Consider the following 11174-nt stretch of genomic DNA (forward strand, 5'->3'; position numbering starts at 1 on the left):
GCCGTCGCGCACGCCGCAGGTCACGTCGGCGCCGCCGGCGGCCGCGCGCGCGGCGGCGTGCGCGTCAACGTCGTTCATATTGGCGTCGTTCACGTCGACGTCGTTCACGTCGTCGCTCATGCCCTCACCTGACCCGTGCCGCAGCCGATCCACTTCGTCGTCGTCATCTCCTGCAGACCCATCGGGCCGCGCGCATGCATCTTCTGCGTGGAGATGCCCAGTTCGGCGCCGAAGCCGAACACACCGCCGTCGGTGAAGCGCGTGGAGGCGTTGACCATGACGACCGCCGAGTCGATGTCCTTCGTGAACCGTTCGATCGCGCCGTAGTCCTCGGCGAGGATCGCCTCGGTGTGATGCGTCGAATAGCGGTTGATGTGCGCGATCGCCTCATCCATCGAATCGACGACGCGCACGCCGATCTCAAGGGCGAGGTACTCGGTGCCCCAGTCGGCCTCGTCAGCCTCGAACAGCTTGATGTCGCGGATGTTCGCATCGCCGATGATCCGGTAGGCGACCTCGTCGGCGTGCATGACGACGTCCTCCTGCGCGAGCGCGCGCGCCACGGCCGGCAGGAACTCGTCGGCGACGTCGCGGTGGACGATGAGCTTCTCGGCGGCGTTGCACACGCCGACGCGCTGCGTCTTCGCGTTGAGGATGACCGGAATGGCCTTGGCGAGGTCGGCGGAACGATCGACGTAGATGTGGACGTTGCCGGCACCGGTCTCAATGACCGGGACCTTCGAGTTCTCGACGACGGCCTGGATGAGCCTGGCGCTGCCGCGCGGCACGAGCAGGTCGATGTGGCCGCGCGCTTCCATCATCGCGGTCGCGCCCTCGCGGCCGTAGGCGTCGACGGTGCCGACGAGCGCGTCGTCGAAGCCGAGTTCGCGCAGCGTGTCCGCGACGATTGCGAGCGTCGCCGCGTTCGTGCGCTGCGCCGCATGGCCGCCGCGCAGGATCGCCGCGTTGCCGGACTTGATGCACAGCGAGATGACGTCGACGGTCACGTTCGGCCGCGCCTCGTAGATCATACCGATGACGCCCATCGGCACGCGCACCTGCTGCAGACGCAGGCCGTTGGGCGCCTCGAAGCCGCGCACGACCTGGCCGACCGGGTCGGGCAGCGTCGCGACGTGGCGCATGTCGTTCGCCGACGCGGCGATGCGCGTCACGTCGAACTTGAGACGGTCCAGCTTGCCGGCGTCCATGCCTTCGGCGAAGGCCTGCTCCATGTCGAGGGAGTTCGCCCCGGCGATCTCGTCGGCGCGCGCGTCGAGCGCGTCGGCGATCGCCTCGAGGATGCCGTTCTTGACGTCGGTCGTGGCTTTCGCGAGCTTCGCCTGCGCGGCCCCGGCACGGTCGGCCATCGCGCACACCGCGTCGAAGACGTCGTCGCTGACCTTGTTGTGTTCGCTCTGTGTGTTCGTCATACTTGCACATTAGTGGACGCCATGCCCTCATGCGGCGCATCGTCCACGCATCGTCCACGCATCATGCACACGTTTTCTCTTTATATCGTGCATACATCGCGCGCGCATCGCATAAGCATCACGCACGGCCGCGCGTTCCGCAACACGGACAGCGCGCCCGTGGCTTTCGTTGGTGAAGCCTATACTGAAAATCATCCACACACTGCCATCTTCCTACATTGTTAAGGACGGACGAGTGAACAAGTTCCACAGCACACGCAGCACGACCGACTCACTGACCTCGAAGCAGGCGATCCGCAAGGGCATCGCGGACGACGGAGGCCTGTTCGTCACCGACGAACTCGGCGAACGCCTCGTCCCCATCGACGATCTGGCCGGCAAGAGCTATCAGGACATCGCCTACGACGTGCTTTCCGTGCTCCTCGACGACTTCGGCGAGGACGAACTCAGGGAATGCATCGCAAAGGCCTACGGGCCGCAATGGTCGGACGGGCGCATCACGCCGGTCAGGCCGCTCGGCGAGGACTGGGTCATGGAACTGTTCCACGGCCCCACCTGCGCGTTCAAGGACGTCGCGTTGCAGATCCTGCCGCGCTTCATGGCGCGCACGACGCCGGCCGACGGCGACCCGGACGAGAAGATCATGATCGTCACGGCCACCTCCGGCGACACCGGCAAGGCCGCGCTCGCCGGCTTCGCCGACGCCGAGGGCACCGGCATCACCGTCTTCTACCCGCAGGGCCGCGTCAGCCGTGTGCAGGAACTCCAGATGACGACGCAGACGGGCGGCAACGTCAACGTGTGCGCGGTCGAAGGCAACTTCGACGACGCGCAGTCCACCGTCAAGAAGATCTTCGGCAACAAGGAGCTCGCCGCGCGCCTCGAAAGGGACGCGCACGTCGTGCTCTCGTCGGCCAACTCGATCAACGTCGGCCGCCTCGTGCCACAGGTCGTCTACTACTTCTCCGCGTACGCGCAGCTGCTCGAGGCCGGCGCGATCAAGGTCGGCGACGCGGTCGACTTCGTCGTGCCGACCGGCAACTTCGGCGACGTGCTCGCCGGCTACTACGCGAAGATGCTCGGCCTGCCCGTGCGCCAGCTCGTCGTCGCCTCTGACAGGAACAACGTGCTCTTCGACTTCCTGACGACCGGCACCTACAACCGCAAGCGCCCGTTCTACGAGACGATCTCGCCGTCGATGGACATCCTCGTCTCCTCGAACCTCGAACGCATGCTCTACTACATGAGCGAGAAGGACCCGCGCCTGACCGCCTACCTGATGAACGACCTTAACGAATGGGGCGCCTTCGAAGTGCCGCCGGAGCTGCTCGTCCAGATCCGCCGCCTGTTCGCCACCGGTTGGGCCGACGAGGACCAGGTGCGCCAGATGATCGCCGAATGCTGGGACGAACACGGCTACGTGCTCGACCCGCACACCGCCTGCGGCTACTTCGTCATGAACCAGATGCCCGCCGAAGCCGGCGTGCCGCGCGTGCTGCTGAGCACCGCCAGCCCGTACAAGTTCCCGCGCGTCGTCAACGAGGCGCTCGGCCTCAAGCACGACGGTACCGACTTCGAATGCATGGACGAACTGAGCGAGAAGACCGGCACCGAGATTCCCACGATGCTGCGCGCCCTCGAAACCGCCGACGTGCGCTTCCGCGACTGCGTCGAGATCTCCGACATGGGCCACTACGTCGAACAAAGCGCCGACCGGCTCTGATGGCCGCCGCCCTTGACCTGAGAACGCCCGCAGTCCCCGACTGCGGGCGTTCTTCATCGTTACGGGCAGCACGTCGTTACGGGCAGCACATCGCTACGGGACGCACGTCGCTACCGGTAGCGACGACAGCCGATGCCGCTACCGGTAGCACTCCCCTTTCATCGAATTTCAACGCAGCCGGCGCGGCGCGTCATCGAAATCGAACAGTACGCCGTCGGCGAGCGCGCAGATGCGCGCCCAAGCATGATCCGACGAGTCGTCATGCACGGCCCACACCTGCATCCCCACCGACTTCGCCGACCGCATACCGGCGAACAAATCCTCGAACACCGTGCAATGCCGTGGATCGACGCCGACCTTCTTCGCCGCCAGCAGATATACGTCCGGATGCTCCTTGCCCCGATCGCCCGCATCGTCCACGCCGACGACGGCGTCGAACAAATCGATCATCCCCGCATGACTCAGCGCAGGCGTCCGCAGATTCGGCAGCATCGTCGTGGCGACGGCGAGTTTTGCGCCGCTGTCCTTGAGCGCACGCAGATATTCGACGGCATGCGGCTTCGGCTCGACGATTTGCGCGTACATCCCCTCCGCCATGGCGTTCCACTCGTCGACGAGCGCCTGCGGCGTGTCGTGCAACCCGAAACGCTCGATGGTGTATTCGGCGATCTCCATGAACTGCATGGCGCTCACCTTCGCCATGTAGTCGTCGGGAACCGCGATGCCGCGTTTGGCGAGGAACTCCTCATCGATCCGATCCCACACGCCCATCGAATCGAGCAGCGTCCCGTCCAGGTCGAAGATCGCGGCGCGTCCCGAATTGTCGACGACGCCGTCGCCATCGTCGACGTTGATGCCGCTACCGGTAGCGACGTTGCCCGCCGACGTGCCTCCCATAGGAATCGTGCCCATGCTCTTCTTCTCCTTTTACTGATTTACTGACTCACTGACTCACTGATTCACTGATTTGTTGATTCACTGATTTGTTGACGTCCTTTTCTGACTGTCGTCGTTCGTTTTGCGCTTGTCATCACGCTACCGGTAGCAGCACGACCACGCGTAACGACGACCGTTAGCGGCAGCAACTACTGCTACCGGTAGCAGCGTCCGCTACCTGTAACGCGCATCGCTACCGGTAGCGGCGAACGTCGCCGTCAGCGTTCGCCACCCGTAACGACGATTGCGTCACGCGGCAGACGGCTACCGGTAGCAGTCGCCGCCCGTAACTGATGTTGGCCGCCCGTAGCACAGCATGACTGCCCGTAATCAACGATCACTACCGGTAGCAGCCACTGCCCGTAGCAACGGCCACTCCTGATTGGCGACGACTTCCTGTAATCAATGACGACTGCTCACAGCAGCTGCTGCCCGTAATCAACACGATGACTACCCGTAACGATCACAACGACGACTACCTGTAGCGCTACCCGTAGCACTACCCGTAGCGAGACATGGGACACGAAACACACGCGACGGCGGCGCTCACAGTCAGGTCAGACGGGAGGCTGCCAGGAGTTCCCTGGCGTGTTCGAGGGAGGTGGGGGTCGTGCTGCCATCGAGCATGCGCGCGATCTCCTCGGTGCGCGCATCGCCGATGACCTCGCGCACATGCGTGCTCACGACGCCGTCGCCGTCCTCGCTTTTGCCGACGACGAACTGGCTGTCGGCCCACGACGCGACCTGCGGCAGATGCGTCACGACGATCACCTGCGCATGCCGCGCAAGCCGCGCAAGCCTTCTGCCGAGCTCGACCGCGGCCTTGCCGCCCACGCCGGCGTCGACCTCGTCGAAGATGAAGGTCATCGACGGAACCGTGTCATCCGCGGCACCATCCGCACTACCCGTACCATCATCAGCGCTACCCGTACCACTCTCCGCACCGTCCGTCTCGCCGGACGCGCGTTCGCCGGCGCATGACAGCTCAAGCGCGAGCATGAGACGGCTGAGTTCGCCGCCGGACGCGCTTTTGCCCATCGCGAGCGCCGGCGATCCCTTGAACGGCGTGAACAGGAATTCGACGTCGTCGCCGCCGTTCGCGTCGAGCGCGTCGGCGCCGTCGCGCGCATGCACGTCGATCGTCAGTGATGCGCCGGCCATCGCAAGCTGCGCGAGTTCGCCGTCGACGTCCTTCGACAGTCGTTTCGCGGCGCGCTCGCGCGTCTTCGTCAACACGACGGCCGCCTTGCGTGCGGCGTCGAGGCAGCGTTCGCGTTCCGCCGTGAGCTCACCGAGCTTTTCGGGAGACGCGTCGAGATCCTCCACGTCGAAACGCGCCTTGTCGCGCCATGCGATGACGTCGTCGAGCGTCGGCCCCCATCGGCGCGTGAGCTCGTCGAGTTCGTGGATGCGCCCGTTGATCGTGTCGAGGTCCTCCCCCGACTCGTCGAGGTCGAGCTGCTGCGACAACGTGAACGAGATGTCCTCGAGTTCCGCCTGCAGCGAATCGAGACGGTCAGCGCACTGTTCGAACACGCCGCCCAGGCGGATGTTGCGCAGCGCCTGCGACGCGTAGCGGACAAGCTCGTCGGCGCCGCGGTAGTCGTCGCCGTCGCCCTGTGCGGAGTCGAGCGCCGCGAGCGCGCCGGCGACGCCCGCGTTGATCTGCGCGGCGTGTTCGATGCGTTCGCGTTGGCCTTTGAGTTCCTCGAGTTCGCCCGGCTGCGGGTCGACGCGGTCGATGCGCGCAATCGATTCGCGCAGATAGTCCGCCTGCTGACGCATCGACGATTCCTGCGAGCTGAGTCTGCGCAGACGGTCGTCAATTTCGCGGTACGTGTTCCACGCCTTCGCGTAGGTGCGCCGCTGCCTGCCGTTGTCCGCGCAGCGGTCGAGGAACTCGCGTTGCCTCGCCGGCGATGCGAGGCGCAGCTGGTCGCTTTGCCCATGGATGGTGATGAGTTCCGCCGCGAGCGATGCGAGCACCGATTTCGGCACCGTCCTGCCGCACAGGACGGCGCGCGAACGTCCCGACGCGGGCACCGTGCGCGACACGAAGACCTCCCCGTCGTCGGCCGCCGCGCCCGCCTGTTCGGCGATTGTGAGCGCTGCGTCGCCGTCGTTGACGAGGAAGATGCCCTGCGCCCACGCCTGCTTCGCGCCCGCGGAGACACGGCCGGCGTCGGCGGCGCCTCCGGAGATGAGCCTGATCGCGCTGAGCAGCATCGATTTGCCGGCACCGGTCTCGCCGGTGATCGATGTCATGCCGCGCGCGGGAACGAGCTTCGCTTCCCTGATCGGTCCGAGATCACGCAGTTCGAGTTCTTCGAGCACCTGTCACCGTTCCTGTTCCGTCGAGGCGCCGGTCGCTGATGCGCCGTTCGTCGATGCTGCATCGTTCGTCGACGCATCGCCCGTCGTTGCCATGTCCGCGTTTTCGGGATCGTCGAAATCGCCCTGCCCGCGCAGCGACGTGTCGACGCGCGCGCCGCCCGCCGGATGCAGGTCGCGCCACCCGACGACCGGAAGGTTGAACTTCGTGACGAGTCGACTCGTGAACGGCGCGTCGGACAGCCGCGCCAGACGCAGCCGTCCGGACGACTGGCGGATATCGACGCGCGCGCCGCGCGGCAGCGGCCGCTGGCGGCGTCCGTCGCAGCAGATCCAGCCGTCGGATGTCGAATCGTCGTCGATGCGGATGGAGAACGTCGAATCCGAGCCGATGACGATCGGCCGGGAGAACAGCGCGTGCGCCGCGAGCGGCACGAGCAGCAGCGCCTCCACCGTCGGCCAGATGATCGGGCCGCCCGCGGAGAACGCATACGCGGTCGAGCCGGTCGGCGTGGAGACGATGATGCCGTCGCAGCCGAAGGAGCTCATTGCCACACCGTCGACGGCGATCGACAGCTCGACCATCTTGCCGCGGTCGGCGCGTTCGATCGTGATGTCGTTGAGCGCCCAGTCGCCGAGCGGCTCCTGCGCGCCGGGCAGCCACACGTCCACATGCGCGATCATGCGTTCGTCGATTGTGTAGTCGTGCACGGCGATGCGGTGGATCGCCTCATGGATCTGGAAGCTCTCAAACTCGGCGAGGAAGCCGACATGGCCCATGTTGATGCCGAGGATGGGCACGTCCGTGCAGGTGACGAGTTCGGCGGCGCGCAGGATCGTGCCGTCGCCGCCGAGCACGAGCACGATCTCGGTGTCCGGGGCGACCTTCGGCGACGGCGAACCGAAGTCGGGCGCCTCCGTGTTGTCGATGACGGCGACGTCGAATCCCTCGTCTCGCAGCTGCGCGATCGCGTTCTCGACGACCGCGCTGCGCCGGAGCCTTTCGTGGGTCACGACGACGACATGGCGCGACCCTCTCGTTTCCGCTGCCTGCATGGACACCCCTTTACGCATGATGTTTCCCCTCACAGTGTAATGGACGCTGTGCCGTGCGCGACAGGAACGCGACGGTCGCCGCCGCTGGGTGCGCCGTCGCCGCACGCGTCGTTAAGGGCAGCACCTCGTTACGGGCAGCATCGTTACGGGCAGCACTTCGTTACGGGCAGCATCGTTACGGGCAGCATCGTCATGACGTCGCTACGGGCTGCACCTCGTTACGGGTAGTCGCATCGCCGCGGCATCGTTACGGGCGGCAGCATCGCCCCGCCATCGTTACGGGCTGCCGCATCGTTACGGGCAGCATCATCGCCACGGGTGGCATCGTTGCTACGGGCAGCGGCATCCTTACGGGCAGCCGTCGCTCATTACGGGTTGCACGCGGCCATCACGAGACTCGAGATATTCGAGATCACGTGCATCCCGTAAGACGACACGACATACGATGCGCATCCCGTAAGGCAGCGCGCATCCCCTAAAGCAACGCGCAGCGTGCATCCCGTAAACGATGTGCGTCCCGTAGAGAATCACGCGCATCACATAAAACAACGTACGTCCCGTAAGACAACATACGATGTGCAGTTCGTAGGCAATCCACATCCCGTAAGACGACACACGACGTATGTCCCGTAAGGCGACGCGCAACCCGTAGCGACGTCGGGGCGGGCTTGCGCACGTCGGACAAAAAGCACGCGCGAGTGGGCGAAACGTCGCCGACCCATCTACAATGGCAGCGTATCGACAACACGGATGGCGACCAATCGGAGGCAGCATGGCCAATCTCCTGTTCGACGAATCGGCGTCGAACAGCGACGCGTCGAAGGGATACGCCTGGTGGTTCTCCGGCGACACCTTCGAACAAGCAGCCGCTAACGAACGCCGTCCACTCAAACGTTCGCTCTCCTACCGGCTCAATTCGCATCCGGGACGACTGACGATCCTCTACTTCCTGCTGCTCATCAGCGTCTCGACGGGGTTGCTGCTGCTGCCGATAGCCACGCAGCCGGGCGAGAAGACCGAATTCTCCACGGCGTTCTTCACGGCGGTGTCCGCGCTGTCCACCTGCGGAATCTCGATCGTGAACACCACGACGCACTGGACGTACTTCGGGCAGGCCGTGCTCATCTTCTCGGTGCAGCTCGGCGGCCTCGGCGTCATGACCTTCGCGTCGCTCATCGCGCTCGCGGTCAACCATCACCTCAAGGCGATACAGCGTCTGCTCACGGCGAACGAACTCGGCACGAACAAGCTCAGCGAGATCCGCGGCGTCCTGACCGTCGTCCTCACAACGACCTTCGTCATCGAGCTCGTCACGTTCATCGCCCTGTTCCCCGGCCTGTTCCACGTCAACAAAGGCGACGTCGGCAGCACGTTGTGGGAATCGCTCTTCTTCGCCGTGATGGCGTACAACAACGCCGGTTTCACGCCCGACGGCGCCGGCCTGTACGTCGACAACTGGGCGGTCGGCATGCCGATCATGCTCTCCGCGTTCTGCGGCACCCTCGGTTTCCCCGTCATCCTCAACATCTACCGCACGGCGCGCCGCCACCAGAGTCCGAAACGGTGGAGCCTGCATACGAAGATCACGCTCGTGACGACCTTCGCGATCGTGTTCGCGTCCCTCATCTGGTTCCTCACGGTCGAATGGGACAATCCGGCGCTGTTCAAGTACGCCGACGTCGAAACGCGCATGCGGCGTGCGATGGTCGCCGCCGTCATGCCGCGTTCGAGCGGCTTCGACCTGTCCTGGGTGCCGCAGGTGAGCGAGGCGACGAAGGTGTTCATGAGCGTCGTCATGTTCATCGGCGGCGGAAGCACGTCGACGGCCGGCGGCATCCGCGTGACGACCTTCGCCGTCATCCTGCTCGTGTGCAAGGCCGCGTTCACCGGGCACAGCGACGTCACCGCGTTCAAACGGCGCATCCATACGCACGTCGTCATGACGGCGGTGAGCATCACGACCGCCTGCTTCGCGCTCGTGCTCGTCGCCTCGATGGCGCTCATGCTCATCACCGACGCGTCGTTCAGCCACGCGATGTTCGACGCGTGCTCCGCGTTCGGTCTGGGCGGATATTCGGTGGGCGTCGCAAACGTGGACGACCCGGCCGCCCTGTATATCCTCGCCGCGACGATGATCGTCGGACGCATGGGACCGATGACGCTCGCCTACGCCGTGAGCCGCCCCCGTCAAAGCGAGGTCGTGCGCTACCCCACCGACCAGATCGTCGTCGGCTGACCGAGTTTTTCGATTTCTCTTTCCTCGCACTGCGCGCGTTCTTCGCGTTTCCCTCGCCTCACCGTTGCTTACGGGCGGCACGCGCGCCGCGCCCGCTTACGGGAAGCACCTGCCGCATTTGCTTACGGGAGGTATCGATTACGGGCAGCACATCGCTACGGGTAGCACATTGACTACGGGCAGCATCGCAACGTCGTCTGCAGACGACGGCCACATGCACGCGGATGGCGTCCTGATCATCGTTACGGGACGCACATCGTTACGGGCAGCGCAACGCTACCGGCAGCACATCGTTATCGGCAGCGCATCGTTACCGGATGCACATCGTTACGGGTAGCATGCTGTAGCGGAACACAAAACGGATGCGCGGGCAACTCGCCGCCGACGTATCGACTACCGGTAGCACCCACAAATCCAGAGGAGGTCACAATGGCAGATAATCGCAGCGTGCTCGTCGTGGGACTCGGCCGTTTCGGCAGCGCGGTCGCCACGACGCTCGACGAGATGGGACAGGACGTGCTCGCCGTCGACAAGGACGCCGAACTCGTCAACCGCTGGTCCGCGCAGATCCCCACGGTCCAGGCGGACATGACCGACGTCCTCGCGCTCGAGCAGCTCAACGCCGCGGACTTCGACATCGCCGTCGTCGCGATCGGCGACAGCGTCGAGGCATCCGTCATCACCGCAGGCAATCTGCTCGACGCAGGCATCTCCGACATCTGGGCGAAATCGGTGTCCAAGGAACACGCGCGCATCCTGCAGCGCATCGGCGCGCGTCACATCATCAATGCGGAAACCGACGCCGGCAAACGCGTCGGCCATCTCGTCTCCGGCAACTACCTCGACTACATCGAGCTCGAAGGCGCCTACAACGTCGTCAAAATCCACACGCCGTCCCAGTTCGTCGGCTATACGATCGGCGACGCGAAGATCCACGACCGTTACGGCATCACGATTGTCGGCGTCAAATCGCCGGGACATGAGTTCCAGTACGCCTCCAACGACCTCGAGCTGCGCCGCAACGACGAACTCATCATCATGGGCAAGCAGGACCAGATCGACCACTTCATCCGCGGCTGACCTTACCGGTAGCACGCCGCGCTTGTCTCGATGAGCGATCTTGGGGTGCCGCCGAGTGCAGTTGCGCTTGCGGGTGGCACGTTCATGCGCAGCCCGTAAGCGCAGACTTGCGTCGTGCCTACGGGCTGCGTTTTCTTATGGGTTGCTGCATTCTCTTACGGGCAATCTTTTCTTACGGGTTGTACCCTCTTACGGGCAGCGCGTGCTTGGAGCGGACACATGCTTGGAGCGGCGCGTGCCTACGGGTAGCGTTTGCTTACGGACAGCATGCTACCTGTAACGATGTGCATCCCGTAACGTTGCACTACCCGTAGCAAAAGTGCTGCCGATAGAGATGCTACCCATAACGCAACGCACTACCCGTAAGCAAAACGCGCTGCCC

Annotated in this window: 7 protein-coding genes; 3 read left to right on the forward strand and 4 right to left on the reverse strand. The window is 64.7% G+C overall.

The genetic code is table 11. The features are described 5' to 3' along the window. Positions 1–116: 116 nt before the first annotated feature. Positions 117–1430, reverse strand: a complete 1314-nt coding sequence (locus tag G606_RS0100540) for a glutamate-5-semialdehyde dehydrogenase (RefSeq protein ID WP_026644361.1) — start codon at positions 1428–1430, stop codon at positions 117–119. A gap of 235 nt (positions 1431–1665) precedes the next feature. Here G606_RS0100540 and thrC point away from each other — a divergent pair, with 235 nt between their 5' ends. Further along, positions 1666–3153, forward strand: a complete 1488-nt coding sequence (gene thrC, locus G606_RS0100545) for a threonine synthase (protein WP_026644362.1) — start codon at positions 1666–1668, stop codon at positions 3151–3153. A 168-nt stretch (positions 3154–3321) separates the two neighbouring features. Here thrC and G606_RS0100550 read toward each other — a convergent pair whose 3' ends face one another. From G606_RS0100550 to G606_RS09270, 3 genes are all read right to left on the reverse strand, one after another. Then, positions 3322–4065 carry an HAD family hydrolase gene (locus G606_RS0100550; RefSeq protein ID WP_269208408.1) on the reverse strand — a complete coding sequence of 248 codons (744 nt, stop codon included), beginning with the start codon at positions 4063–4065 and terminating at the stop codon, positions 3322–3324. Between the two features lie 576 nt (positions 4066–4641). Further along, entirely contained in the window at positions 4642–6423 is a 1782-nt protein-coding gene (locus G606_RS0100555; RefSeq protein ID WP_026644364.1) for a DNA repair protein RecN, read from the reverse strand. 3 nt (positions 6424–6426) lie between these two features. Beyond that, positions 6427–7476, reverse strand: a complete 1050-nt coding sequence (locus G606_RS09270) for an NAD kinase (protein WP_081663855.1) — start codon at positions 7474–7476, stop codon at positions 6427–6429. Between the two features lie 772 nt (positions 7477–8248). Between G606_RS09270 and G606_RS0100565 the strand changes: the two genes are divergently transcribed. Together G606_RS0100565 and G606_RS0100570 are read left to right on the forward strand one after the other, a co-directional pair. Next, positions 8249–9712 carry a TrkH family potassium uptake protein gene (locus tag G606_RS0100565; RefSeq protein WP_026644365.1) on the forward strand — a complete coding sequence of 488 codons (1464 nt, stop codon included), beginning with the start codon at positions 8249–8251 and terminating at the stop codon, positions 9710–9712. A gap of 429 nt (positions 9713–10141) precedes the next feature. Next, positions 10142–10792 carry a potassium channel family protein gene (locus G606_RS0100570; protein WP_026644366.1) on the forward strand — a complete coding sequence of 217 codons (651 nt, stop codon included), beginning with the start codon at positions 10142–10144 and terminating at the stop codon, positions 10790–10792. Positions 10793–11174 lie beyond the last annotated feature (382 nt).

It is taken from the genome of Bifidobacterium sp. AGR2158, assembly GCF_000424225.1.
In the GTDB taxonomy this organism is placed as follows: Bacteria; Actinomycetota; Actinomycetes; order Actinomycetales; family Bifidobacteriaceae; genus Bifidobacterium; species Bifidobacterium anseris.